This window comes from Pseudothauera rhizosphaerae (genome assembly GCF_004801305.1).
GTDB lineage: Bacteria > Pseudomonadota > Gammaproteobacteria > Burkholderiales > Rhodocyclaceae > Pseudothauera > Pseudothauera rhizosphaerae.
The window spans coordinates 222,580-248,043 of sequence record NZ_SSOD01000002.1; the positions used below are offsets into that span (position 1 = coordinate 222,580).

The 25,464-nt window shown below is 69.4% G+C and carries 19 protein-coding genes; 3 read left to right on the top strand and 16 right to left on the bottom strand.

Translation table 11 applies throughout. The annotated features are described in order from the left end of the window. Positions 1 to 34: 34 nt before the first annotated feature. The 5 genes from E6O51_RS03015 to E6O51_RS03035 all read right to left on the bottom strand — a co-directional run bounded on the left by E6O51_RS03015 (position 35) and on the right by E6O51_RS03035 (position 7,677). Positions 35 to 1,273 (bottom strand): ankyrin repeat domain-containing protein, encoded by a 1,239-nt coding sequence (locus E6O51_RS03015; RefSeq protein WP_136383489.1) that lies wholly within the window; start codon positions 1,271 to 1,273, stop codon positions 35 to 37. 94 nt (positions 1,274 to 1,367) lie between these two features. Beyond that, a complete protein-coding gene (locus E6O51_RS03020; RefSeq protein WP_136383490.1) occupies positions 1,368 to 4,535 on the bottom strand; it encodes an efflux RND transporter permease subunit in 3,168 nt (1,055 codons plus the stop codon). A gap of 1 nt (position 4,536) precedes the next feature. Then, entirely contained in the window at positions 4,537 to 6,024 is a 1,488-nt protein-coding gene (locus E6O51_RS03025) for an efflux RND transporter periplasmic adaptor subunit (RefSeq protein ID WP_136383650.1), read from the bottom strand. 14 nt (positions 6,025 to 6,038) lie between these two features. Beyond that, entirely contained in the window at positions 6,039 to 7,304 is a 1,266-nt protein-coding gene (locus E6O51_RS03030) for a TolC family protein (RefSeq protein ID WP_330997883.1), read from the bottom strand. A 28-nt stretch (positions 7,305 to 7,332) separates the two neighbouring features. Continuing rightward, complete coding sequence (locus tag E6O51_RS03035) at positions 7,333 to 7,677, bottom strand: copper-binding protein (RefSeq protein ID WP_136383491.1); 345 nt, start codon at positions 7,675 to 7,677, stop codon at positions 7,333 to 7,335. Positions 7,678 to 7,806: 129 nt separating this feature from the next. Here E6O51_RS03035 and E6O51_RS03040 point away from each other — a divergent pair, with 129 nt between their 5' ends. The 3 genes from E6O51_RS03040 to E6O51_RS03050 are packed head-to-tail and all read left to right on the top strand — an operon-like array spanning position 7,807 to position 10,349. Next, positions 7,807 to 8,487, top strand: coding sequence for a heavy metal response regulator transcription factor (locus E6O51_RS03040; RefSeq protein ID WP_136383492.1), 681 nt, complete (start codon positions 7,807 to 7,809; stop codon positions 8,485 to 8,487). Further along, positions 8,488 to 9,879, top strand: coding sequence for a heavy metal sensor histidine kinase (locus tag E6O51_RS03045; protein WP_136383493.1), 1,392 nt, complete (start codon positions 8,488 to 8,490; stop codon positions 9,877 to 9,879). A 20-nt stretch (positions 9,880 to 9,899) separates the two neighbouring features. Next, complete coding sequence (locus E6O51_RS03050) at positions 9,900 to 10,349, top strand: DUF411 domain-containing protein (RefSeq protein WP_136383494.1); 450 nt, start codon at positions 9,900 to 9,902, stop codon at positions 10,347 to 10,349. Between the two features lie 234 nt (positions 10,350 to 10,583). Here the strand turns inward: E6O51_RS03050 and E6O51_RS03060 are convergent, their stop codons facing one another. From E6O51_RS03060 to E6O51_RS03105, 11 genes are read right to left on the bottom strand one after another with little or no spacing between them, the layout of a single operon-like run. Next, positions 10,584 to 11,102 (bottom strand): DUF2514 family protein, encoded by a 519-nt coding sequence (locus E6O51_RS03060; protein WP_168735169.1) that lies wholly within the window; start codon positions 11,100 to 11,102, stop codon positions 10,584 to 10,586. Further along, entirely contained in the window at positions 11,099 to 11,590 is a 492-nt protein-coding gene (locus E6O51_RS03065) for a glycoside hydrolase family 108 protein (protein ID WP_136383496.1), read from the bottom strand. The genes E6O51_RS03060 and E6O51_RS03065 overlap by 4 nt, the downstream gene beginning before the upstream one ends. After that, entirely contained in the window at positions 11,590 to 11,715 is a 126-nt protein-coding gene (locus tag E6O51_RS22365) for a hypothetical protein (protein ID WP_269140095.1), read from the bottom strand. The genes E6O51_RS03065 and E6O51_RS22365 overlap by 1 nt, the downstream gene beginning before the upstream one ends. Then, on the bottom strand, positions 11,712 to 12,014 hold the full coding sequence (locus tag E6O51_RS03070; RefSeq protein ID WP_211091309.1) for a phage holin family protein: 303 nt from the start codon (positions 12,012 to 12,014) through the stop codon (positions 11,712 to 11,714). The genes E6O51_RS22365 and E6O51_RS03070 overlap by 4 nt, the downstream gene beginning before the upstream one ends. Continuing rightward, the gene (locus E6O51_RS03075; protein WP_136383497.1) at positions 12,011 to 12,343 is read right to left on the bottom strand and encodes a hypothetical protein; all 333 of its coding nucleotides are present in this window, start codon (positions 12,341 to 12,343) and stop codon (positions 12,011 to 12,013) included. The genes E6O51_RS03070 and E6O51_RS03075 overlap by 4 nt, the downstream gene beginning before the upstream one ends. A gap of 3 nt (positions 12,344 to 12,346) precedes the next feature. Further along, complete coding sequence (locus E6O51_RS03080) at positions 12,347 to 12,574, bottom strand: hypothetical protein (RefSeq protein ID WP_136383498.1); 228 nt, start codon at positions 12,572 to 12,574, stop codon at positions 12,347 to 12,349. A 21-nt stretch (positions 12,575 to 12,595) separates the two neighbouring features. Continuing rightward, on the bottom strand, positions 12,596 to 13,390 hold the full coding sequence (locus tag E6O51_RS03085; RefSeq protein ID WP_136383499.1) for a glycine-rich domain-containing protein: 795 nt from the start codon (positions 13,388 to 13,390) through the stop codon (positions 12,596 to 12,598). After that, the gene (locus E6O51_RS03090) at positions 13,387 to 15,546 is read right to left on the bottom strand and encodes a hypothetical protein (RefSeq protein WP_136383500.1); all 2,160 of its coding nucleotides are present in this window, start codon (positions 15,544 to 15,546) and stop codon (positions 13,387 to 13,389) included. The genes E6O51_RS03085 and E6O51_RS03090 overlap by 4 nt, the downstream gene beginning before the upstream one ends. 60 nt (positions 15,547 to 15,606) lie before the next feature. Beyond that, on the bottom strand, positions 15,607 to 22,314 hold the full coding sequence (locus E6O51_RS03095; RefSeq protein ID WP_136383501.1) for a hypothetical protein: 6,708 nt from the start codon (positions 22,312 to 22,314) through the stop codon (positions 15,607 to 15,609). Between the two features lie 13 nt (positions 22,315 to 22,327). Continuing rightward, positions 22,328 to 24,562: a transglycosylase SLT domain-containing protein gene (locus E6O51_RS03100; RefSeq protein WP_211091310.1), complete on the bottom strand. Its 2,235-nt coding sequence runs from the start codon at positions 24,560 to 24,562 to the stop codon at positions 22,328 to 22,330. Positions 24,563 to 24,565: 3 nt separating this feature from the next. Further along, a complete protein-coding gene (locus tag E6O51_RS03105) occupies positions 24,566 to 25,420 on the bottom strand; it encodes a hypothetical protein (RefSeq protein ID WP_136383502.1) in 855 nt (284 codons plus the stop codon). Between the last annotated feature and the right edge of the window lie 44 nt (positions 25,421 to 25,464).

The window sequence follows — 25,464 nt, forward strand, 5'->3', positions numbered from 1 at the left end:
CTGGCGGGAGCATGACAAATTTGTCATCCCGCCCTCAGGCGGGCCGCGCCAGGCCGGGAGTGAGCCCGGCACCGCGCAGAAAGGCGGCGTTTGCCGCTTGCTTGGCCTGCAGTGCATGGTCCAGGGCGTTGAATCCGGCGTCGTCCACATCCTGCAAACGGGCGCCGTGGGCGACCAGCAGTTCGAGCATGGCGGGATCGGCGTGCTGGGCGGCGTGCATCAGCGGCGTCTTGCGGGAATGGCGCAGGCCATACCGACAGTCGCCGCGCAGTTCATCCTCGCTCTTGTAGGCGTGGTTGGGATCGGCACCATGCCGCAGCAGCAAGGCCGCCAGCGCGTGGTCGCCGTGCTCGACGGCATAGAACAGCGGCGTCTTGCCGAAACCGTTGGCGTAGTCGACCGCCGCGCCCCTGGCGAGCAGGCGTTCCACGTGCCCGCGGTGGTCCAAGGCGAAGAACAGCGCCGACTCGTCCCCCTGATCGACGTTCCGCAGCACGCCGATGAGACGGTCGATCACCCCGTCCGCCTGGCCTGCGAGCAGGGCGGCCTTGAGCGCTTGGTCGAGCTCGGCGTCGGCGGGGCCGCCCGCCAGCCGGGCTTCGAGGGCGGCGAGGTCGATGGGCCGGGCGCCGGTCAGCCGGGCCAGGTCGGAGAGCCTGGCCGCCTGCGTGTCCGAAAAGGGTGAGGAGCCGGGGAAGGCGCCCGCGGCCCGGTCGGCGAACAGCGCCAGGGCCGTGCGTGCGGCCTCTTCCGCCTGCCCGGCCGGGAGCGCCAGCCGCTGCCGGTAATACTCCGCAAGCATGGGGCGGACACGCCGCAGTTCGCCCATGAAGCGCAGGTAAAGGCGGTGATTGGACGGGCTGGCGTGCGCCCACCAGGCGAAGTAGTCCTGGCGCCTCTGTTCCTGTGCTGCCGTTTCCGACTGGAGCAAGGTGGGCGCGAAACCGGCGCGCAGCAGACGGAAATGGTAGTAACGCCACGAGGCATAAACGATGCTGCCGGTACACCTCCCCGGCTCTTCGCCGCGAATTCCTTCGGCAAGGTGATGGATCTCCTCCAGAAAAGGCAGCGAAGCGAGGCTTTCAGGACAATGGAAGTCGACCTTGTTCGGGGAGCCGTGGCCGGAACCGAGGTCGATGTCGGTGCCGAATATGCTCGCAGGGGACGCACGCATCTCCTCGCAAGTGAGTTCATGATCGGCAAGGGGATCGGCCCCGGCGGCGCCGGGGAAGTGGATCAGGAAAACGAGTGTGGCAAGGCGCAGGGTCCGCATGGGATGCTCCCGTCTTGGCGAGTGGCGCGGCCTGTTCCCTAACGACAGGCCGGCGGGAAAGCCGCCATCATAGCGGCACGGCCGCCGCCCGGCTTCAGGCACGTACGCAGCGCCGCAACTCCCACTGCTTCACCAGCGCGTACAGCGCCGGAATCACCGCCAGCGTCAGCACCGTGGACGACACCATGCCGCCCACCATGGGCGCGGCGATGCGGCTCATGACCTCCGCACCCGTGCCGCTGCTCCACATGATGGGCAGCAGACCCGCCATGATCGCCACCACGGTCATCATCTTGGGCCGCACGCGCTCCACCGCGCCTTCCATGATGGCCTCGTAAAGGTCGGCGACGCCGGCCTCGCGGCCCTCGGCCTGCCGCCGGGCGCAGACCGCCTTCCACGCGTGGTCCAGGTAGATCAGCATGATCACGCCCGTTTCGGCCGCCACGCCGGCCAGGGCGATGAAGCCCACCGCCACGGCCACGCTCATCTGGTAGTCCAGCCACCACATCAGCCACACCCCGCCCACCAGCGCGAAGGGCACCGAGAGCATGACGATCAGGGTTTCGGTGAGCCGCCGGAAGTTCAGGTAGAGCAGCACGAAGATCAGCGCCAGGGTCAGGGGCACCACGATGGCCATGCGCGCCTTCGCCCGCTCCATGTTCTCGAACTGGCCGCTCCAGGTGGCGTAGTAGCCCGGCGGGAAGCTCACCCGTTCGGCCACGGCCTGCTGGGCGCGCTTGACGAAGGCGCCGATGTCGGCCTCGCGCGTATCCACGTACACGTAGGCGGCGAGCAGCGCGTTCTCGGTGCGGATGCCGGGCGCGCCGCGGGTCAGCCGCACCTCGGCGAGCTGGCCCAGGGGGATGGGGCCGTTCATCGTCGGCACCAGGACTTCCGCGCCCAGGCGCTGCGGGTCCTCGCGCAGGGCACGCGGGTAGCGCACGCTGACGTTGTAGCGCTCCAGCCCTTCCACCGTGGTGGTCACCATGTCGCCGCCCAGGGCGGTACTGATGACCTCCTGCAGCATGTCCACGCTGAGGCCGTAGCGCGCGAGCTGGTCGCGGCGCGGCTCGATGTCCACGTAGTAGCCGCCGGCCACGCGCTCGGCGTAGGCGCTGCTGGTGCCGGGCACCGCGCGCACGGCGGCCTCCACCTCTCCGGCCACCTTCTCCAGCGTCTCCAGGTCCTTGCCGAACACCTTCACGCCCACCGGCGTGCGGATGCCGGTGGACAGCATGTCGATGCGCGCCTTGATGGGCATGGTCCAGGAGTTGGCCAGGCCGGGGAACTTGAGCGCCGCGTCCATCTCGGCGATGAGCTTGTCCACCGTCATGCCGGGCCGCCATTCGCTTTGCAGCCTGAGGTTGATGACGGTCTCGAACATCTCCAGCGGCGCCGGGTCGGTAGCGGTGTTGGCGCGCCCGGCCTTGCCGTACACCGATTCGACCTCGGGGAAGGTCTTGATGATGCGGTTGGTGGTGGCGAGCAGCCGCCCGGCCTCGGTCACCGACATGCCGGGCAGCGCCGCGGGCATATAGAAGATGGAACCTTCGTTCAGCGTAGGCATGAACTCGCTGCCGAGCTGGCGCGCGGGCACCACCGTGAGCGCCAGCGCCGCCAGCGCCGCCAGCAGAGTGGGCAGCTTGAAACGCAGCACGCCGCGGATGATGGGTCGGTAAGCCCAGATCAGGAAGCGGTTAACCGGGTTCTTCTGCTCGGGCATGATCCGCCCGCGCACGAAGAACAGCATCAGCACCGGCACCAGGGTCACGGAAAGCAGCGCCGCGCCGGCCATGGCGAAGGTCTTGGTGAAGGCCAGCGGGCTGAAGAGCCGCCCCTCCTGCCCTTCCAGCGTGAACACCGGCAGGAAGGACACGGTGATGATCAGCAGCGAGAAGAACAGCGCCGGGCCGACCTCCTGGCAGGCGCGGATCATCGCCAACCCGCGCTCGCGCTGCGTGGCCTCATCCGGCAGGTGCTCCAGGCGCTTGTGGGCGTTCTCGATCATCACGATGGCCGCGTCCACCATGGCGCCGATGGCGATGGCGATGCCGCCCAGGCTCATGATGTTGCTGCCCAGTCCTAGGGCGCGCATGGCGATGAAGGCGAAGAGGATGCCCAGCGGCAGGGTGATGATCGCCACCAGGGCGCTCCTCACGTGCAGCAGGAAGACCACGCACACCGCGGCGACGATCAGGCTTTCCTCCAGCAGCGTCCATTGCAGGTTGTCGATGGCGCGTTCGATCAGTGCGGAACGGTCGTACACCGGCACGATCTCCGCGCCTTCCGGCAGGCCGGGGGCGATCTCGGCGATCTTCTCCTTGACGCTGCGGATCACGTCCAGCGCGTTCTGGCCGAAGCGCGCCATGACGATACCGGAGGCCACCTCGCCCTCGCCGTTGAGTTCGGCCAGCCCGCGCCGCTCGGCCGGCACCAGTTCCACGCGGCCCACGTCCGCAATGCGCACCGGCGTGCCGCCCTCGCTCTTCAGCACCAGGTCCTCGATGTCCTCCACGCCGCGCAGGTAGCCGCGGCCCCGCACCATGTACTCCCGCTCGGCCAGTTCGATGACCCGGCCGCCCACGTCCCGGTTGGATTCGCGGATGACCCGCCCCACCTCGTCCAGCGGAATGCCGAAGCCGGCGAGCCGGTAGGGGTCCACGGTGACCTGGTACTCCCGCACGAAGCCGCCGATGCTCGCCACCTCGGACACGCCCTCCGCCTTGGTGAGCTGGTAGCGCACGTACCAGTCCTGCAGGCTGCGGGTGTCGGCCAGCGACAGGCCGCGCCCGGTGACGGCGTACTGGTACACCCAGCCCACGCCGGTGGCGTCCGGCCCGATCTGCGGCGCCACGCCCTGGGGCAGGCGCCCGGCGACGGCGCTGAGGTATTCGAGCACACGGGAGCGCGCCCAGTAGATGTCGGTGCCGTCCTCGAAGATCACATACACGTAGGACGCGCCGAACATGGAGAAGCCCCGCACCACCTTGGCCCGCGGCACCGCCAGCATGGCCGTGGCGAGGGGATAGGTGACCTGGTCCTCCACCACCTGCGGCGCCTGGCCGGGGTAGTCGGTGTAGACGATGACCTGCACGTCGGACAGGTCCGGCAGCGCATCCAGCGGCGTCTTGTGCACCGCGTACAGGCCGCCGCCGATCAGGAACAGGGTGGCCAGCAGCACCAGGAAGACGTTGCGCGCCGACCACTCGATGAGGCGGTCGAGCAGGCCGACGTGCGCCGGGGCGACATCGGGGACGTTCATGTCAGTGCCCATGGTGTCCGTCCGGCTCGGCGCGCTCGATGCGGGTGACGACGAATTCGCCGGGGGCGCGCTGCTCGAACTCGAAGCGGACCGGCGTGCCCGGCGCCAGGCCCTCGATCAGCCCGGGGGCCGCCAGGCCGAAATCCATGGTCATCGCCGGCCATTGCAGCGCAGGGATTTCGCCATGGCTCAGGGTCACGCTGCCCGCCGCGGCGTCGTAGGCTTCGAAACTGCCCGCCGCCCCGTAGCGTTCGGCCGCCGCCTCTTCCGCGTCGCCCAGATTGGACAGCGCGGCCTTGAGCCGGCTCTCCGAATCGATCAGGAAGTTGGCCGACACCACCACGCGTTCGCCCTCGGCGAGGCCCTCCAGCACTTCGACGAATTCCCGGCCGCGCTCACCCAGGCGCACCGCCTGCGGTTTGAAGCGGCCTTCACCGAGGGCGACCAGCACCACCTGACGGTCGCCGTCATCGATCACCGCGGAGGTTGGCACGGTCAGGCGGGCCCCACCGCCGCCGGCCAGTTCCACCTGGGCGAACATGCCCGGGCGCAGCAGGCCGTCCCGGTTGTCCAGTTCCAGGCGCACCGGCGTGCTGCGCGTGGCGGCGTTCAGGGTCGGGTAGAGATAGGCCACCTTGGCCTCGAAGCGCCGCCCGGGGAAGGCGTCCAGCGTCACGCTGGCTTGCTGGCCGACTTCGACACGCCCCAGATCGTGCTCGAAGACCTCGGCGATGACCCACACCCGCGACAGATCGGCGATGCGGAAGAGCGCTTCGCCGGGCATGAAGCGCGCGCCCTGCACGGCGTTCTTCTCCAGCACCACCCCGTCGGCGGGGGCGTGGAAGGTCTGGCGCGCCGCGCCCTGCCCCGCTACTTCCAGGTTGCGCAAGCGTGCCCGCGTGGCCTCGGCCAGGCGCTGCGCGGCCTCGCCGGCCACCGGGTCGCTCGCGGCGCTGTCGCGTTGCAGGCGTTCGGCGATGCGCAGTTCGTCCCCCGCCGATTGCAGGTCTGGGCTGTAGACGGTGAACAAGGGCTGGCCGCGACGCACCGGATCGCCCACCGCGCTGACATGCAGGCGTTCGATCCAGCCTTCGAAGCGCGGCGCGATGACCACCTGCGCCCGCTCGTCCACCTCCACGCGCCCGCTCGCGCGTAGCGCCGCGTCGAGCGGGCGCAACCCGGCCAGCACGGTCTTGACCCCCAGGGTCTGCACGCGTGCCGGGCTGACGGCCACCACGCCTTCGTCCGTCGGCCGGTCGTCCGCATAGACGGGGATGTAGTCCATGCCCATGGAGTCCTTCTTGGGCACCGGCGAGGTGTCCGGCAGGCCCATGGGATTGCGGTAGTAGAGGATCTGGCGCCCGCTGCCGGGGGCCTGCGCCGCGGGCGTGCCGCGCTCCGCCTCGCCGCCGGCCGGCGCACCGTGGCGCGTCCCCGCCCAGTAGCCCGCGCCGAGGGCGAGCGCCACGGCCGTTGCCACGACGATCAGTCGAATACCGGAAGTCACTTGGTTTCCCCCGCGAGTTTTTCCATGTCGTTCAAGGCCATGCGGGCGTCCACCTCCGCGCCGAGCAGGGCCGTGCGGGCTTCGATCCACTGGCGCTCGGCTTCGAGCACGCCGTCGAAATCCGCCCGTCCGCCGGCGAAGGCTGCCCGCGTGGCATCCCGCGTCGCCTCGGCCTGGGGCAGCAACGTGCCGCGCAGCAGGCGCAGGCTCTCCAGGCCGCTGGCGTAGGCCGCCCAGGCCGCGCCCAGTTCGGCGGCCACGCGGTTCGCCACCGCGGCGCGGCGCGCGTCCGCCGCGCTCAGCATGTATTCGGCCTCCCGCTCCTGCGCCCGCCGGCTGCCCTGCTGCAGCGGGATCATGACCTCGAACATCAGATCCCAGGACGCCTTGCCCTCGTCAGGGCGGTTGTGGGTGAAGCCGACGCTGAAGTCCGGGTAGCGCTCGCGGTAGGTCTGCTCGCGCTGGGCGCGCGCCACGTCCACGCCCAGCGTTTCGGTGAGCACGCCCGGGTTGCGCTGCCGGGCCCGCTCCACCAGTTCGGCGAAATCCAGTCTCTCCGGCAGGGTTGGCGGATCGGCCGGTTCGGCCAGCGCGGCATCCGGCACGCGGGCCAGCAGGCCGTTGAGGGCGGTGGCCAGCCCCTTGCGGCGCTGCTCCGCGGCCAGCAGCGCGATGCGCTGGGCGGTGATCTCCCGCTGCGCCCGCAGCACGGCCTGCTGCGGCAGTTGCCCGAGCCGGTAGCGGCTCAATGCGGTCTCCTCCAGCCCCTGCAGTACCAGGAGCGCATCCCGCTGCAGGCCCAGTTCCCGGTCTGCCCCGTAATAGCGCAGCCAAGCCGCACCGATTTCGGCCGACAGTTCGGACCAGGCCGTCTCCCGCTGCGCATCCGCCTGCCCGGCACGGGCTTCCGCGGCCTGCCGGGCCAGGTCGCGCTTGCCCCAGCCGGGCAGCGGCTGGATGACGCGGTAGCGCGTCTCGCCCACCTGGCCGGGCAGCAGCGAAGTCGAACGCCCGTTCATGGTGTTGGTGAAGTCCATCAGCTCCACCTGGAAGCGCGGATCGGGCAGTGCCCCGGCGGCATCCACGCGCGCCTGGGCGGCGCCGGCTTCCAGAGTGCTGGCGGCGAAGTCCGGGTTGCGGCTGCGGGCGTAGTCGAGCAGGCCGGCGACGCTGGCGCCCAGCGCTGCCCCGTCCGCCTGCGCGGCGGGCGAAGACGCCAGCACGGCGGCCAGCAGGGCGAAACGGAGGATGGAAGTCTTCACAGCGAGCAGTCCGGCCGCGGGAGCATGGTCAGGGCTGAACTTCCAGCACCGTGACGGTAAACGTCCCGCCCACCTTCTCGGCCACGAAGCGCACTTTGTCGCCGCTCTTCACGCCGTCGAGCAGCGCCGGATCGGCAGCCACGAACACCATGGTCATGGGCGGCATGCCCAGGTTTTCCAGCGGACCGTGCTGGATGGTGAGCTTGCCGGCGGCGGCATCCACCTTGCGCACGGTGCCTGCGGAGCGGGCACCGGCGGTCGCGGCGGCGGGGCCGTGATCGTGGCTGTGACTTCCATGCCCTTCGGCGGCATGGAGCGGCGGCAGGATGGCGAAGCCGAGGGCAACGGCGAGCAGGGCGGCAGATGCTTTCATGGCGTTTTTCCGGAGCGGGGAGTGGATGCGGCGGAGTATGGCGGGCCGGCGCCGTCGCCAGCCTGACCGGCGCATTACATCTTTGTAATCCGCGTGCCCGCGGGCCGCGGCGCGGGCACAATGCGGGCCATGAAGATCCTCATCGTCGAAGACGAACCCAAGACCGGCGACTACCTGCGCCAGGGCCTCGCCGAGGCGGGCTTCGTCGTGGATCTCGCCCGCGACGGGCTGGACGGCCTGCATCTGGCGCTGGGCGGCGAGTACGACCTGATCGTGCTTGACGTGATGCTGCCCTCCCTGGACGGGTGGGGCATCCTGCAGACCCTTCGGCGCGGCGGGCGCGAGACACCGGTACTCTTCCTCACCGCCCGCGACCAGGTGGAAGACCGCGTGCGGGGCCTGGAACTGGGGGCGGACGACTACCTGGTCAAGCCCTTCGCCTTCTCCGAACTCCTCGCCCGCGTGCGCACCCTGCTGCGCCGCGGCCGGGCGCGGGAACCGGAGGTGCTGCGCGCGGCCGATCTGGAACTGGACCTGCTGCGCCGCCGCGTCACCCGCGCCGGCCAGCGCATCGACCTCACGGCCAAGGAATTCGCCCTGCTGGAACTGCTGCTGCGCCGCCAGGGCGAGGTGTTGCCGCGCTCGCTGATCGCCTCCCAGGTGTGGGACATGAACTTCGACAGCGACACCAACGTCATCGAAGTAGCCGTGCGGCGGCTGCGCGCCAAGGTGGACGAACCCTTCGAGCCCAAGCTGATCCACACCGTGCGCGGCATGGGCTACGTGCTGGAAACGCCGGAGGCCGGCTGAATGGCACGCCCGGTGTCGCTCACCGCCCGCATCGCCCTGCTCTTCGCGCTGCTCACCGCGAGCCTGCTGATCGTGGTCGGCGCCGTGCTGGGGCGCGCGGTGGAGGCCCACTTCCGCGAGCTGGACCAGCACGAACTCGCCGGCAAGCTCACGCTGATCCAGAACCTGCTGCAGGGCACGGGCGACCCCCGCTCCCTGGGCCAGCGCCTGGACGACGCCTTCGTCGGCCACGACCTGGTCGGCGTGCTGCTGCGCGACGCGGACGGCGCCATCGTGCACGCCATCCAGCCCGGCCATTTCCCGCCCGCCCAACTGGACGGCGCGGCCCTGCCTGCCGGTGCCGCGCTGTGGGAAAAGGACGGGCACCAGTACATCGGCCGCGAAACCTTCATGCCCCTGCCCGGCACCGCTCCGGACGCCGGTTTGCGGGTCGCGGTCGGGCTGGACATCTCCCACCACGCCCACTTCCTGGAGCAGGTGCGCAACCGCCTGTGGCTGGGCATCTCCCTGGCCGCGGTGGTGGCCGCCCTGTTCGGCTGGCTGGCGGCCTACAAGGGGCTGGCGCCCCTGCGCCGGGTCACCGCCACCGCCCGCCGGCTGTCCGCCGAACAGCTCGGCGAACGGCTCGCAGAGCAGGACGCGCCCGCGGAAGTGCGCGAACTGGCCGACGCCCTCAACGGCATGTTCGACCGCCTGGAAGCCTCCTTCCGCCGCCTGGCGGACTTCTCCGCGGACATCGCCCACGAGCTGCGCACGCCCGTCTCCAACCTGATGACCCAGACCCAGGTCGCCCTCTCCCGCGCCCGCAGCGCCGACGAGTACCGGGACATCCTGGCCTCCAACATGGAGGAATACGAGCGCATCGCCCGCATGGTGAGCGACATGCTCTTCCTCGCCCAGGCCGAGAACGGCCGCCTGCCGCGCCCGGTGGAGACCGTGGAACTGGCTGCGGAAGCCCGGGCACTCGCCGAGTTCTACGAGGCGCTGGCCGACGAGAAGGAAGTCGCCATCGCGGTGGAAGGCGAGGCGGCCGTGACCGGCGACCGCCTGATGCTGCGCCGGGCGCTGGCCAACCTGCTGTCGAACGCCCTGCGCCACGCGGAGGCCGGCAGCACGGTGGACATCGCCATCGCCCATGGCGAAGCAGATGCCACGCTGACCGTGGGCAACCGCGGCGAAACCATCCCGCCGGAACAGTTGTCGCAGATTTTCGACCGCTTCCACCGCGCCACCACCGCACGCCGGCAGCACGGCGAAGGTGCCGGGCTGGGCCTGGCGATCACGCGCTCGATCGTGGAACTGCACGGCGGCACGGTAGACGTGTCGTCAGCCGACGGGTTCACCGCCTTCCGCCTGCGCCTGCCGCTGGCCCGCACTACGGAATCCCGCTGACTCAACCCCAGGAGCCTCCCATGCCTGTCCCATCCCTGCCCCGCCTGCTCGCCGCCCTGGCCCTCGCCGCGGCCGCCCTGCCGCCGGCCGTCGCCGCCGACGACGAAGTCACCATGTACAAGGACCCGAACTGCGGCTGTTGCGGCAAGTGGGCCGAGCACATGCGCACCCACGGCTTCAAGGTCAGGGAGGTCGCCACCCGGGAGATGGGCGCGGTCAAGCGCCAGTCCGGCGTGCCTCAGGCGCTGGGCTCCTGCCACACCGCCCTGGTGGGCGGCTATGTCGTCGAAGGCCACGTGCCAGCCGCGGACGTGAAGCGCCTGCTCGCAGACAAGCCCGCCGTGACGGGGCTTTCCGCTCCCGGCATGCCCCAGGGGTCGCCCGGCATGGAAGGCCCCTTCCCGGCCGACCGCTACGACGTGGTGAGCTTCGACCGCCAGGGCCGGACCGCGGTGTTCGCCAGCCACTGAAAGGCCGGCCGGCACCGGAAAACGAAACGGGCACCCGAAGGTGCCCGTTTCGTTGTGTATGGCGCGCCCGGAAGGATTCGAACCTCCTACCCCCTGGTTCGTAGCCAGACGCACCAGGGGGCGCTTTCTTGTTTTGGCCCAAGTGCTTGCGAAGCGCCAACTGCGCTATTCATCCCCCAGCGCGTACGCTGTAACGGCTTGATTTGGCGGGCGGGCACAGGCGCGAATAGCACGTCATTTCAACGCGTCGTAGGCCCGCTCGCAGGCCCGGCCGGCTGCTTCGGCTGCATCAGCATGTCGAGCAATTCCGTCCGCAGCCGCATCAAGCCTGCGCTGCACGTCGGCGAGCAGATCGGCGGCGGAGCTGGCTGCCGGGCCTCCCGCGGTAGCGCCGGGATCGCTGCCGGCTCCACGACAACCGGCGGTGATGGCGGCGAGACGCTGGCGCAGCCGCTCGCCAGCAGCAGCAGCGGCAACAGCATCAGCGCGCGCCGCATCGAGTTCAGTGCGGGTTCCATCAACGATCTCCTGCAATGCGGTGTAGCGGCGCCGCTCCTCGGCGCGAGCATCCTCTGTGGCCTGGCGGGCGGCATCGCCCAGGGCGGCCAGCTCCTGCGCATGCCGGCGCAACGTGTCGGCGTGATCGCGCTGCTCACCGGCGAGGCGCAGGGTCTGCACGCCAGCCGCGGAGGCCACAACCGCGAGTGCCAGCAGGGCCGCGAGCAGCGCATTGGTCTTCAGCCAGGCGATCATGCGTCTTCCGCCTGATACCGCAGGTTGCCGGCGACGCGCCGCACCCATCCTTTCCCGAATGACGGCCAGGTGGAGAGCTCCGTGTAGAACTCCAGCCGCTCGGCGTTGAACCGGGCAAGCACGTCGGGGACCGGCATCGCCGCGATGGCCTGCAGCGTGACCGGGCCGACCGCCCCGTCATCGGCCACCCCGACGGCGCGCTGCAGGAAGCGGATGGCCGTGCCGATGCTATGATTCACCGCAGCGTCGAACAATTGGAAGCCGATGGCAGGGTCGTACTGGTCGGCCCGCGCCCGCTGCCAGTACGCGCGCCGGTAGATTTCGCGCGCGGTGCTGCGCGGCATGTCGCGCATCTGGCCGGTGTAGCCCTGCTCGCGGGCCACGCGCTCGGTGATGCCCCAGTTCGTGGCGTCGCCCGGATCGTCCGGGTGATCCACGAATCCACCCTCATGGCCGATCAGCCGCTCGAAAGCTTCGTCGAAGTCCATCACGCATCCCCCTTCCGTCGCCGGTGCGACGCTTCCAGGTCATGCCGCGCGCAGGCCGTGAGCTTCGCGCCGAGCACCGCCGCGACGATGCACACGCCGATCCACACCACATCCGCCCAGGTCATGGCTCGCTCCTCCCGCCGACGATGCGCTGGAACAGCCGCTCCAGCCCGGACGTGCCCAGGCTTGCCAGCGCCGCGGCGATACCGATCTGCCCCACGGGCGAGAGACTGGGCACGAACACCAGCACTGAGCCCGCGGCCGTGGCGATGCCCGCGGTCGAGATGCAGCGGCCGACGATGATCCGCGCCGTGATGCGCTCCTGGCTCGCCAGCAGTTGCCCCAGCCCGATGAACGCCCCGACGGCGGCGAACATGGCAGCCGTCTCGATGTCGCGGAAGGCGCGGGAGAGCCAGTCGCTCATGCGACCTCCACCCAGCTCACCGTCGCCTCGTCCCACCGCCACCGGCCCTCATCCGGGCGCTGCACCGGCGGCTGCCAGTCGTGGTTCTCGTCCAGCACCCAGGACGGGAACGGCGGCGGCGCAACGAACACGTCGGCATCAGGATCGTAGGCAAAGCCCGCGCCGGGAAACTGCTTGCGGATGCTGGCGTTGTAGCTGCACTGGACCCATGTACCGCCGAGGCCCAGGTCGTCGGCCAGGAACTCAGCGCCGCGGTGCTCCTGTTCGTCGGGCACCACGAGGACCTGCAGTACGGTGTTGCTCTCGTCGATTTGTGCGAAGTGCGCCATAGCTCACTCTTCCGCTTGGTTCTCAGCCTCTTCCCGTGCTACACGCTCGGGGTCGTAGTTGGGGCTGTCCGGGTTGGCGTAGTGGTTGGCGTAGTCCTCTCGTGCCCGGCGCTCAGCTTCGGCACGCTCAGCGGCATCCGTCGCTTTCTCCTCCCTGGCTTTCCTCCTCTGCCACACGAAGACGGCGACGAATGCGATTCCGATCAGCGCGAAGATGTAAATGTCGTTCATGATTCGTTCCTGATGAGTTGATCAGATTGGGTAGCGGATGACGACGATGCCGGAGCCGCCAGAGGCTGCGCCGAACTGCGTGCCGTCACCCCAGTCGGAGCCACCCGTGCCGCCCCGCCCTGTGTTTGCGGCGCCGGCTTGGGCACTCGACCCGTTTGCCTCGCCGCCGATGGCGTAGGTCACGCTGGAGCCGGTGTAAGTGTTTGCCAGCCCTGAACCCGCAGGGCCTCCATCAGACCCTGCCGACCCCCTCCCACCACCACCACCCGCGGTGTTCCCGCCGGCATTACCCTGCCCGGATGTGCCTGCGCCGCCAGATGAGCCGTTACCGTAGTAGAAGTCGCCACCGCCACCGCCGCCGGAGCCGCCGGACAGGCCGGATAGGGTTTGTGAGTTGCTCGCGCCGCCGCCTCCGCCGCCGCCAACGACAGTAGTGGCGCCAGTCATGCTGGTGTTACTGCCTGATGTGCCACGGGCACGAAGAGCACCTGCTGCACCACCCGCCCCAATCGTGATCGTGTAGCTGCCCGCGGCCAGGACGACGCCCGCCGATACGATCATGCCCCCCGCACCGCCGCCGCCGCCAAACGTGTCTGACATAGAATTGTCGGCGCCGCCGCCGCCGCCGCCGCCGGCCACCATCATGCGATCCACCGTCTTGCTGCCGCCACTTACGGTCAGCGTCCCGGACGAGTTGAAGGTGTGGATGCGGTATCCGCCGGACTCCGTGACGGTGCCGCCGGTGACAGTGGCGCCCCCGCCGCCGGCACCACCGGCCGCACAGGTGCCCATCATCAGACACAGGGCGCCGCTCATTGCAGATGCCCCGACACGATGTATTGGGTGGTGGTGATCGCCCACACGGAGACCATGCCGTAAGGCGCCAGGGTCAGGTTGCCGGTCGTCGTTGTGCCCGCCTTGCGCAGCGTCAGGCCGCTGCCCTGCGTGATGGTTTTCGCGGTCGAAGAGTTGTTGTAGAAGTTGCGCACGGTGCCGGCTGTCAGCCCGGTGTTGAGGGTGAAGTTGGCCGTGATCCCCGTCACCTCGCCATCCACGCCGCCGGCCGTGGTGTTGTACGGCACGTCGCGCATGGCGTTGACTGCCGATGCGGTCGCCGCCAGCGACGTACTGGTGGAGTTCGTCGCCGTCGTGAGTTGCAGGACGCCTGCGGCGGAAGTGGAGCCGGCGGGCAAATCGCTGGCGACCAGAGCGCGGAAGGTCGGAGCGCCTGCTGCACCGTTCGGCGCGGCCAGCACGTACTTCGCGGTCTGGTTCGCACTGAAGATTTCCGCGAGGGACCACGACGCCGCGGCGGAGCCATCCACCGACTTGGCCGTGCCCCCGACGGTGAGATTGCGGGCGGTGCCCCACTTGGCCGTCGTGATGGCCTCGCTGCCGTCGAAGTCGGTGCCGTTGATCTGCCGCGCCGTCGCAAGCGCGGTCGCGGTGGCCGCGTTGCCCGTGGTGCTCTGGTTCAGCGTGGGAATGTCCCCGGCGGCCAGCACCACGGCGCCGGTCTTTCCGGCGACGCTGGTCACCGCATTGACTTCAGCACCGGCCTCGATCCCGTCGAGCTTGGTCTTCGCCGACGACGCGTTCCACCACGCGGAGATGGCCTGGAACACGCGCAGCGCCGACCAGGCCCGGCGAGTCGTCGCGCTGCCGGCTTCCGCCTCGGCCTGGCTCACCGTGTCGGCGGTCCATTCGCGGGCGTTGGTCACGCTCGGGTCGTCCGCGTCGAGCTTACTTGCGACGTCGGCCGCCAGGTCGTCCAGCGCGGACTGCACCGCGGTGCTGATCGGCTTGTCCGCGTCCGAGGTGTTATCCACGTCGCCAAGGCCGATGTTCGTCCGCGCGGCGGCAAGGTCCGTCAAGCCGGACAGGTTCTCATTGGTCTGCATGAACCCGGAGAAGTCCTCGCCGACCAGCGCATCCAGATCATCCTGGATGCCGGCGAGCGCTGCGACGGCTGCTGCCGCGTCGTCTGCGGCAGCCGCCGCGCTGGACGCCGCGCTGGACGCTGCGTCACTCGCGGCCGATGCAGCGGCCTCTGCGGCAGCCGACTGTCCGATAGCCGTAGTCGCGATGGCGTACGCTTCGTCCGTGTCTGCAGCGGCTGAGTTCGCCGTACTCACAGCGGAGGCCGCGTCGCTCGCGGCAGTGGCCGCCGCAGAGCTCGCAGCATTCGCTGTGCTCACCGCGGAGGCTGCATCGCTTGCCGCACTGCTGGCGGCGGCGCTCGCCGCGTTGGCTGTGCTCACCGCCGCAGCCGCATCGCTCGCGGCACTGTTCGCAACGCTCACCGCGGAGGCTGCATCGCTCGCTGCCGCCGCGCTGGACGCCGCGCTGGACGCCGCGCTGGACGCCGCGGCGTCGGCCGTCGCCACTGCGTTCCCGGCCGCGGTGCTTGCAGCGTTCGCAGTGGCGACTGCGGCGGCGGCATCCCCAGCAGCGCTGGCGGCCGTGGCCGACGCAGCGTTCGCAGTGGAGAGCGCGGCCGCGGAGTTCGCTTCCGCCGTCGCCGTCGCTTCGAGAACTTCGTCCAGGTACTCTTCGCCGCTCTTCAGCTCCGAAATCGCCGACTTGAGCGAGCGATCAACTTCCTCCGCGACCTGCTGCATCTGGATGACGTGCCGGTCCAGCGCATCCTCGATCACGTGCGGGTAGAACCCGCCCGCGTTCGTGATGTCCGTCGGCTGCAGGAGCGGTACTTTGCTGGTGAGCGTGACCTTGTAGCCTGCGGCGTAGGCCGTCAGCGTTGTGACCGTGCCGCCCGGGCTGGCGTTCTGGTCGGCGTTGAGCGCGACCGTGAATTCACTGGTCAGCGTGAGGTCGGTTTCGGCGCCGTCCGGGTCGGTCAGCACTACGCGCACGTCGCTGACGCTGAAGACTTTGAACTCGAACGGGAAGGCAACCGTCACGCCGTTGCAGTCGTAAGGGCCGGCCTTGCGGGTAGTAGAGCTGACGGTCATGCGGGAGCCTCCGAGGATGGCGCAAGGCTATCCCCGGAGGCGGAAACCACGCGCACCCCGTCAGCGGGGCGGGCCGACTACGACTGAGAGCGGGTTCGCCGTGCGCCCTTCGAGCATCGCCGCGGCGCCCTCGACGGTGCGATTCACTTGGCCCGCCGGGTAGTGGAAGAGAATCCCCGCCGTGTTGTTGGCGGCCTTGAAGAGCGCCATGTCCAGTTCGCCCTGGTCGATCTGCTGGCTGAGTTTCTGCATTTCGCCGAAGAACCGCGCGCCGGCCGGGCCACTGTAGCCGAAGGGCTTGCCCACGCCGGCCAGGGCCTGCGCCGCACCGGTGAGTTCCCGCACGCCCACGAAGAGCCCCATCAGGAAGCTGATCTGCTCGGCCGCCATGTTCTGCACCAGCTCGTCTTCGTCGTCCTCGCCCTTGAGCGCGTCGCGCAGCAGCGAGCCCAGCACCGCCGGCACGGTGAAGAGCAGCAGGTAATCGCCGGCCAGGCGCATCACGTCGTGCGGCCGGCGGAAATTGGTAGCGCGCGTGCGCTCGGCGGCGAGGTTCAGTGTGACCGAGAAGTAGCTGTAAAAGTTGGTGAAGAGCTTCCACGCCGCGCTGCCACGCTGGACCTGCGCCAGATCCTTGATCTGCCCGCCGCCCTGAGCGTCGATGACCGCCTGGTCCGCCATCGCCACGGCGCGCACCTCGTCCGCCGTGCCGCCCTCGCGCAGGTTGGCGGGGTCGGCCATCGCCTTCTCGTAGGCGCCGTACCAGGTCGGGTAATCCACCGCAGCCTGCAGTTTCTGGATCAGGATGAAGTAGCTAGCCTCCAGCGCCAGGCGGATGTCGCCCTTGTCGCCTTCGAGGCGGTTCTGCACGTCGTTGATCTCGCGGTTCATCGTCCGCGCCCGGTTGCGCAGGAACTCGCTCTTGGCTTGCGCCTCTTCGGCCTTTTCCAGCATGCGCGATGGCGAACCGTAGAACTCGCGCATGCCGCGCGCCACCCATGCCGGACCGATCCGCACCATGGAGTTGGTGAAGCCCAGCGGCTGCAGCAGCGCGGTAGTGAGGTTCCAGCCCAGGCCCGTGATGGTCGCGCCGGTGCGCAGATGGTTCAGCGCGCGTTCCACCATATGCTGGGCCGGCGCGTCGCCGCGGGCAATGTCCTCGATGGCCTTCTTGATGGCCGTGACCTTCTCCGCGCCGAAGCCCTGCCGCATTGACGCATCCAGCCTGCGCAGTAGCTTGTTGGCGTCGATCAGCCATTCGTGCCATGCCAGATCGTGGATGACCTCGTTCGCGCCCTGGTAGATGCCATCGAAGGACAAGAGCAGCGGCCGGCCCACGACGCGCTCCGAACGGCTCTTGGTGAAACTGCGCCGCGTGGTGGCCGCGGTGTAGGCCGCGCGCATCATCTGCTTGGCGCTCTCCGCATCGGCGTGCGCGGCAGCCTCGCCGGACTGGGCCGGGTCGTACTTCACCGGGTAGTACCCGCCACGCAGCGCGATAGGCGCCCCGTTGGCCGGCGTGACGGTGAAGGGCTCGGCTTCGATCCATTCCGGCTCTTTGCCGGCGACGCGCCGCTCCTTCGCCGCGATCTGCGGCCGGTAGCCTTCGAAGAAGTCCCACACGCCCTGCACGAACTGCCACTCGGCCGGCGTGAGCGTCTGCAGCACCGGCATGACCTGCGCCCGAGTCCAGCCGCGGCCATCCAACAGCCGCTGCCGGTTGCCGGCGTTGCCCCAGTTGAGCGCCAGCGCAATGCGCTCGCCACGGTTGAGCGCACGTCCCAGGCTCGGGAAGTGCCGCCCCGTGCCGCCCATCCGCTCGCCGTCGGCCAGCAACGGCTTGGCGAGGTCGTGCAGCCGCTGCGCGGCTTCGGCGCGCATCGTCGCCTCGCGCTCGCCGGCCTCGTTCATCGGCCGCACCAGGTATTCCCACAGTGCGCCGCCGTCCTGCATGCCGTCCATCTCGCGCACGAGACTCGCGAGCTTGCGGTGCGCCGCCATGAAGCCGCGCGCCATGTGCTCGGCCCGGCTGCCCAGGGTGTTGCGCCGCTCGTTGCCCACCACCCGGCCGCCGGCCGCCGCGGTGATCGAATCCCGCACTTCGGCCACGATGGCGTCCAGTGCGCGCTTGTCGCGGGCGGTGAGCAGCTTGTGCTTCAGGCGCCCCAGGTGCTCAATCTGCTTCACGGAATCGACCAGCCCGCGGAACTGCTCCACGGTCAGGTTCTTGTAGTGCTCGCGCGCGGCCTCCACCTGAATCCAGTCAGGGATGTCCGGCTCGATGCCGGCCTCTTCCTGCGCGGCGATCCACTTGGCGAGCGAGGTGCGCTTGTCGATGGCCTTGAGCGACTGCCCGGCGCGCAGGTCGAAGCGCTCCAGCATCGAGTCGATCTGCTCCAGGTAGTCGGGATCAACCGACTTGCGCGTGCCCTCGCTGTTGAATTTGGCGAGGTACTGCAGGCCGGACTCCACCTCCCCCAGCGCCTGATGCGCAGCCCGTGTGGCCTGCAGCCCGATCAACTGGTTACGCTTCTCCACCGCGGCCAGTTCGCGGTTGCCCGCCCGCAGGGCCGCTTCGGCCGCCGTGCTCGCCCGCGCCGCCGCACGGCTGTACTGGGTCGGCTTCACGTGCCGGACCTTGAGCCGCGCAACCATCTGCCGGGCGTACTCGCGCGCGGCCTGCGTCATCACCGCCCGCTGCCCGGTCGCCCTCGCCAGTGCGGAGAGTTCGGTCGCCACCATGCGGGCGCGCACGTCGTTATGCACGGCGCGGTCGGCGGCGCGCTCCAGCGCCTCGGGCGTGGCGAGGTCGCCGTGGCGCTCCAGCATGCGCAGATCGGTCAGCGCTTCGATCTCGACCTCGGGGGGGTGGGCCGCCACAAGCGCCTGCACCAGCGCGTCGCCAGAATCGAAGCCGGTCAGCTCGGCCACGATGTCGGGGTGCAGCCCGTCGCGGGCCGTCATGCGCCGCGCGCGCAGCACTTCAAGCTGCTCGGGCGACGCGCTGGTATTGGCCAGCGCCGCCCGGTCCAGTCGGCCGGCGAGCAGTGCCGCCGGGTTCGCCACTTGGTCACCGGGCCGCTGGCGAAGCTGCGCGAGGTAGTCGTAGTCCGCGTTGGTGGAATACACCGGCGCGCCGCCCAGCTCCTCGAAGAACAGGTCTTCGAACTCGCGCGGATCGAAGTCCGCGCCGGCCCGTTCCGGCGTGAGGTAGCCGTACTGCACCAGCAGGCCACGCATCTCATCGATGCCGCGCCCGCCGTTCCTGCGCAGGACGTGCTTGCCGAAGAGCGGCGGGGCGGCCTTCTCCTTGGCGTCCAGGCCCCATTCGCTTTCGAGCTGCGCGCGGTCCAGGCCGCCCAGCTTGGCGATAGCGGTGAAGAGCGAATCGACGGTCGGATCAACCGTATCCGGGTCGCTCTTCCTGCGCTCGACGACGGGCAGCGTGTCGGTCGCCTCGACCTGGCGAGTCAGGAACTGCCACGCCTGATAGACGGGCTGGCTCATCACCTCGCGCCGGGTTTCGATCTCCATCTCGTCGCGCAGCACCTTGGCCTCTTTCTGCAGCCTGCGCAGTGCCCGACTGCGCGCGCCGGCTAGCCACTGCATGTCGCGCACACCACGGGCGGACAGGTCGGACTGCGCCACGTCGGTGGCCTGCTGCCCGAGGGCCTGGTAGTCAGCGAAGGCCTCCGCGTCCATCCCGGCGGATTCCGCAGCATCGAAGAGCGGGCGCAGGCTGCCGGCCTGCTCGGCAGTGCGGATCGCGTCGTCCGTGGCGAGCATGCGGTCGAACACCTGGCGCACCTCGGGCGACAGTTTGCCGGCCGCCGAGTTGCGCGCGAGGAAGTCCTTGAGCGAGCGATACACGCTGAGCATCCACGCGCGGAAGCGGCTGAAGAGCGGCTGCAGTTCGATGCTGGGCGCCTGCCCTTCCAGCAGGTAGCGCTCGAAGGACTCGGCGAACTTCTCATGGTAGGCGCGCTTCTCATCGAAAGGCAGGGCGTGCCAAGTGTCCAGGTCTGGCAGGCCGAACCACTGCATCAGCACGCCCACATCGTTGATGATGGCGCGCTCGCCGTCGGTCATCTGCGCCGTGTCGTAGCTGCGCGCGGTGGCCGCTACGTCGGCCATCACCTCCAGGAAGAAGTGCCCCGACTCGTGCAGGAAGGTTGAGAGGTCGGCGCCCTTGAGCAGCGCCATCGTGAGCGTCTCGGGGTTGAGACCGCCGCGCGCCGCGCCTGCGCCCTGGAAGAACACCGCCGCGCCGTTGAAGGCGTGCCCCAGGTCGTAGGTACCGCCCATGGCGCCGGTTGCACGGGACCAGTGCAGCCCGACCATATCCTCGCCGCGCCATTCGCGCACGCGGGCATGCACGTCGGCCAGCAGCGGCATCAACTGGGAAACGGGGAGCGGCTTGTCGGGGTTCGCAGGGTCGCGCAGTACGGTCCAGCCATGCACCTGCACGCCATCGGCCGCGGATGCGGTATCCGCCCAGCCGCGCTGCTGGAATTCGCGGAACGTCTCGCTGTCTTCCGGAGGGCCATTGACCGTCAACTCCCCGTCGGCCGATACGAGGAATGTCAGCGCGGGGTCGTTCGTCAGGCCGGCGTCGATCTGTTCGCGGCCATATACCCGCACCTTGATCCCGCCCGGACGAAATTCGCCCGGCGGGATGATGTCCGCTTCTACGCGGTATCCTTCAAACGGCCCCAGGGCGCTGTCAGCAACTTCTCGTGCTGTTTCCGCTTCGCCTCGGAGTTCATCGGCCGCTGCTTCGGACGCGCGGCGTATTCGGCGCAGAACTCCGGATTTCCGGCTGTAGGTCGTTTCTCCCGCAGGGCGAGAGGATAGGAAAACACTCTCGGCATGATCTGCCTCTTCTTCGGTCATCGGCCGGATGCCCGGCGCGGTGATTTCAATGCTATCCGCTTCGAGGTCTCTGAACAAGGCCAGCAGCTCTTCCGTCGTGCGGGGTGCGTTGTCGTCCGACTGTTCGAACTGCTGCCCGCCCGCGACGCTCTCGGCCACCACACGCAGGCGGTACTTCTCGAAGAGTTGCTGCGGTGCGAGTCCCGTGCGGCTGGACAGCGCGCCGAAGAACTCGCCCACCAGGGTGGCGTAGGCGGTATTCACGTCGGGCCGGAAGCGGTTGGCGGCGTTGAGTTCGGTCAGCACGGCGTCGCGCACGTCGTCGATGGCCATGCGCTCCTCGACCTGCGCCTCCACCTGGGTAAGCGCGTCGCCCACGTCGCGGCCCAGTTCCTCCACCTGGCGCTGCAGGTACTCGCCGGCTTCCGCCCGGCTCATGGGGTTGGTGTCGGTCTTGAGGTGGTCAAGCAGTGCCGCATCCAGCCCGGCCGGCGCGATCTTCGCTGCGAACTCCGATACCGGGATGCGCACGTCGCCGCCGGTCTGCACGGCTTCCTGTAGCTGCGCTGCCACCGACGGCGAGATGCGAGCCAGGTCCTCGGCGATGCCGGACTGCATCAGCACTTGGCCGCTCACCAGCACATCCTGCACCGGGCCGTCTTCCAGCGCCGCGTCCAGGAACTGCTGGAACGTGTCCGGGCTGTGCTGCGTCATCGACATCGCCCGCGCGAGGTCGCCTAGTTGCGCGAGTTGCTGGGCCGTGCCTTCTGCCTGCTGGGCCTGCTGCTCGCGCCGCGCGCCGCGTGTGCGCACGTGCAAGGCCGCCTCGACGAAGCTTCGCGCCAGCGCACCTACCGTGGCGCCGACAGCACCCTCGTAGCCGGTTTCCTGCCAGTCGTAGGTGTGCTCCGGATTGGTGAGCCCGATGCGCAGGGTGTCGTGCAGGATGTTCTCGGCCATCTCCTGCGCGCCCTCGGACACCCCCGCGATGCCGATACGCGCCAGCGCGGCGGCCATCTTGTTCTTCACCGGCACGGCCAGCGGCCCCATGATCCGATCCAGCGCCCATCGCTCGGTGATCCCGGTCACGGCAGCGCCCCCCAGGATGGCGAGGTCTTTCAGGCCCTGGCCTGCCTGGTCACCGGCGACGCGCTCAGCCATCACGTCCGCGCCTTGGGCGTAGAGCCCCGCACCGCGGTCGAAGGGAAGCATGGCGATCTGCGCGCCCACCTGCCCGAGGCCGGCCATCACGTCGTCGAAGAAGGTGCGCTGCGCGGCCGGCAGCATCAGTTCGTTGCGCGCGTAGTCCTTGAGGCCGCTGCCCGCTTGCCGCCAGCCTTCGCCCATCAGCGGCCCGACCAGCGATTCGGCCGTGGGCGCGCCGCCAGCCCGAGGCGTCGGCAGCACCATGGCCGCCAGTCCGCCGAGGGTGTTGCGCTGGGCTACGTCGAGCAGATGTCCGGTGCCGGAGATCGTGCGTCCGGGCGCCTCCAGTGCGCCGCCAGCGAGCTGGCGCGCGATGCGTTCGGCGATGCCCAGTTGCTCCACGTCCTGGTGCGCCAGCGCAGCGAATTGCGGGTCGAACAACTGCCGGGCGAGGATGGGCGAGCTGGCCGCCAGTCGCTGCACTTCGCGCACGCGGTCGCGCCGCTCGATGTCTTCGAAGTTGCGCTCCACCAGATCGGCCGGCAGGCCGGTACGCTCGGCGAGCTGCTGCACGGTGGCGGCGCGCTGGGGGGCGATCTTGAGCGCCCGGTCCAGCGTGCTCTGCACCGCGCGCTGCGCGTCGTCTCGCTCGCGGTCGAGAATCTGGTCGTAGATGTCGAGGGTCGGCGGGGCGGCCGGCTCCGTGGCGTCGGCCTGCTGGTCGAGTAGCGTGTCATAGATGTCGGGCATGGTCGGTTCCGGGTTACTGCGGCCGGCCAGCGGCCACCCACAATTCGGCGATGCGCTGCTCAGTCACGGGCAAGTCGCGTGATTGCAGCTTGCCAGCGATGGTCAAGCGCTGGCCGGCCGGGATGGCCGACAGGGGCACCTCCTCGCCGCCGACGCGCACGTACGCCCGGCCCTGCTGTTCGGGCGCCATCAGGGCGATGGGCCGCTGCCGGTCGGTCAGCAGGAAGCGAGGCACGAAGGCCTGATCCGCAAGCGTGTTGTCGATGATCCGCTGCAACTCTTCGCTATTCGCCTTGCGCTTTCCGGCGAGGTCGGTGCGCTCGAACTCGCGCACGCGCTCGTCGATGACCTGTTCGAACTGCGCGAAGGCCAGCTTCTCGCCGTCATTTGGTTTCCCGTCCGCAGGCAGGATGCCGGCGCCCTCGGCAGCACGCTTCACCCGGTTCGCCGTGGTGATGACCTCCAGGTGCTTGTCGCCGGCCGCGCCCTGGGCATCGGCGAGCAGGGCGTACCCCTTCTCCAGGTGCTGGTCGTCCAGCACCGGGCGGAACTGCTGGAAGAACTGCAGGGGCGTCATCTTCGCCAACTCGCTGCGCGGCAGGGAGAGGATCGTCGCCCAGGCCTCCGGCCGATGCACCGCACCGCCATTCTTCGCCATTTTCTCGGCGAAGACCATCACGCTGCCCAGCTTGTCGCCAGGGATCATCCGCCGCACGGAAGGCGGCAGTGCGTCCAGCCGGCCGCCGTTCTCGTAGAGGCCGCGGTAGGCTGCATCCAGGGCATCGTCTTCGGTCTGCCGCTTCGCGGCCTCGATGTCCTTGTACCGGGACTCCAGCGCAGTTTCCGCCTGCTTCATCCGGCTGGGGTTGTTCGCGAGGTCTGGCCGTTCGCGCAGTTCGGCCTTCAGATCAGCCAGCGTGGCGCGCACCGCACCGCCACCGGCGCCGAACTCGCGTGCGCCCCGCTCTACGTAGCGCTGCGTCTCGGCCGGCGCGTGGTCCAGCCAGCCTTCGCCGTGCTCATTGATGGCGTCGTCCAGCTTCCCGGGCCCCCAGTTGTAGGCCGCCAGCGCCTTCGGCACGTCGCCGCCGTAGTGCTTGAGCAGCGCGCCCAGGTAGTCGCGCCCGACGCGGGCGCGCTCTTCAGGGCTGTCATCGGCCGCCGGCCGCACGCCGAAGCCCGGATCGCGGTTCGTCGTGTCCAGGACCTGCATCTCGCCCTTGGCGCCCTTGGATGATTCCAGCAGCGCACCGTCTTCGCCGTAGCGCCGGCCGCCGGATTCGATGCCCATCACGATGTTGGCGAGGCGGTCGAAGTCGCCCGGCACGATTCGTGGCGTGGCGCGCTCGATGACCTCCGCCGCTGCGCTGGTCGCCACGCGCAGGTCCATCTCCTTGGTGATCAACCCCTGCGCCTGCAGCAGGTCGTCCGGCTCCATGTCCTTGCCGTAGCGGCGCAGGTAGGCGTCGGCGTAGGTGATGTCGTTCTTCTCGACGGCGGTAGCGAGCGCGAGCTTGTGCGCATCCGACACCGCCTTGGCGGACTGGGCCTGTGCCCACTCGGCGGACTTTCCGAGCAACTGCGCGGACTCGTAGGTAGCGGCGCGGATGGACTGCACAGCACCATCCACCACCTTCGGGTTGCTGTAATTGAACCCGATCAGGTTCATGCGGTTGGTAATCACGCCGTCATTGACCGACAGCGAGTAGGTGCGGAACTCGTCCGACTCGTGCTTCATCGCGCTCGCGCGGAACTGCGCGAGGCGCTTCGTGCTGGCGTCCATGAAGGCGGTGCGCTGGAACTCGTTGCCCAGCGTGCCGGCGATGCGCTCGATCTCCTTCCCGTAGGTCTCGGCGTACTCCTCGGCCAACGGTTTGCCGCTCTGGCGCTCCAAAGCGGAGATGCCACGCTGGTTCGTGTAGCCCACGTCCTTGTCGTAGGCCAGCCGCATCTCGATCTCGAGTGCCTGGTTCAGCGCTGCGTTGATCCGCGTCGCATTCACCCGCTGCGCGGCTTCCAGCTCGGCGCGGGCCTGCGCGTCGCCGATCCGCTGCAGCGCCTGCCCGGTGCGTTGGGCAGCGGCGCCAGGATCGGCCACGTTTAGCGCAGGCGTGGACGGCGGGCGCGGTGCGCGGGAGATGGCCTGCTCGACGCGCGGGTCAGCCTGCACCCCACCGCCGGAGAACTGCACGCCGGGCATGGCGCCGGGCGCGGTCTGGAAGTTGTCGTAGCTTGGGACGCGTGGCACCGGTCAGGCCCTCTTCTGTTGGTAGGCGCGCCACTTCTCCGCGATGGCTGGCGCGGAGCCGGCCAGCGACATCAGCGCATCGCCCACCGGGCTGATCGCGCTCGCGGTCTGGCTGTAGTAGCCGGACATGTCGGCCTGGATCAGGTTCGGATCGACTGCGTAGGGGCTCACGTACAGGTCCGCCTTCTCGGGATCGATGTTCTCCGCGGCGGCCCGTGCAAGCATCGCCTGGTTCTCGGCATCAACGGCCTGCGAGCGGTAGCCCCAAGCGGCGCGGGCCGCGTTGGCCTGGATCGTGTTGGCGTCGATCTCGCCCATCACGTCCGTGCTGGTCAGGATGTTGAGCGACGTGGCGCTGCCAAGATCGACGCCGTTGGCGGCCAGCGCCACCCGCTGGCTGCTTTTCATCTGCGCAGTGGAGAGCCGGCTTGCTTGCTCCTGCCGCTCGCCCTGCAGCAGCGAGGACCGTGCGGCCAGCTCGGACAGGCGGGCATTCACGTCCGCGATGGTGGCCTGGTAGCCGAGGGAGAGCTTCTGCGTACGCATCTGGTACTCGGTGGCGAGTACCTGTTGGCTGCGGGTGAGCTTGGCCTGCTCGACGGCCAGTAGGTTCATCTCCATCTGGCCCTTCGCCATGGTCGCCGCGTGCTTCGCCGCGCTCTTGGCCGACTGCGCGCTGTACCACGCGCCAACGGCCTGCGTGACGGCCCCGGTCACGGACAGCGCCATGCCGCCGAAGGAGATACCGGACGATGCCGGTGCGGACGACGCGGACAGGCCCATCACGTTGCTGGTGTTCGGCCCGGCCAACAGCGTCGGCTGCGCGCCGAAGGGGCTGATAGCGGAGAAAGTTGCCATGGGTGCGCCTGCGTACTGGACGTGCCCATTCTGCGGCGCACCCA

Coding starts and splice junctions, on each gene's coding strand:
- E6O51_RS03015 (WP_136383489.1), bottom strand. CDS start 1,273: ATGCGGACCCTGCGCCTTGCCACACTCGTTTTCCTGATCCACTTCCCC.
- E6O51_RS03020 (WP_136383490.1), bottom strand. CDS start 4,535: ATGAACGTCCCCGATGTCGCCCCGGCGCACGTCGGCCTGCTCGACCGC.
- E6O51_RS03035 (WP_136383491.1), bottom strand. CDS start 7,677: ATGAAAGCATCTGCCGCCCTGCTCGCCGTTGCCCTCGGCTTCGCCATC.
- E6O51_RS03040 (WP_136383492.1), top strand. CDS start 7,807: ATGAAGATCCTCATCGTCGAAGACGAACCCAAGACCGGCGACTACCTG.
- E6O51_RS03045 (WP_136383493.1), top strand. CDS start 8,488: ATGGCACGCCCGGTGTCGCTCACCGCCCGCATCGCCCTGCTCTTCGCG.
- E6O51_RS03050 (WP_136383494.1), top strand. CDS start 9,900: ATGCCTGTCCCATCCCTGCCCCGCCTGCTCGCCGCCCTGGCCCTCGCC.
- E6O51_RS03060 (WP_168735169.1), bottom strand. CDS start 11,102: ATGATCGCCTGGCTGAAGACCAATGCGCTGCTCGCGGCCCTGCTGGCA.
- E6O51_RS03065 (WP_136383496.1), bottom strand. CDS start 11,590: ATGGACTTCGACGAAGCTTTCGAGCGGCTGATCGGCCATGAGGGTGGA.
- E6O51_RS22365 (WP_269140095.1), bottom strand. CDS start 11,715: ATGACCTGGGCGGATGTGGTGTGGATCGGCGTGTGCATCGTCGCGGCG.
- E6O51_RS03070 (WP_211091309.1), bottom strand. CDS start 12,014: ATGAGCGACTGGCTCTCCCGCGCCTTCCGCGACATCGAGACGGCTGCC.
- E6O51_RS03075 (WP_136383497.1), bottom strand. CDS start 12,343: ATGGCGCACTTCGCACAAATCGACGAGAGCAACACCGTACTGCAGGTC.
- E6O51_RS03080 (WP_136383498.1), bottom strand. CDS start 12,574: ATGAACGACATTTACATCTTCGCGCTGATCGGAATCGCATTCGTCGCC.
- E6O51_RS03085 (WP_136383499.1), bottom strand. CDS start 13,390: ATGAGCGGCGCCCTGTGTCTGATGATGGGCACCTGTGCGGCCGGTGGT.
- E6O51_RS03090 (WP_136383500.1), bottom strand. CDS start 15,546: ATGACCGTCAGCTCTACTACCCGCAAGGCCGGCCCTTACGACTGCAAC.
- E6O51_RS03095 (WP_136383501.1), bottom strand. CDS start 22,314: ATGCCCGACATCTATGACACGCTACTCGACCAGCAGGCCGACGCCACG.
- E6O51_RS03105 (WP_136383502.1), bottom strand. CDS start 25,420: ATGGCAACTTTCTCCGCTATCAGCCCCTTCGGCGCGCAGCCGACGCTG.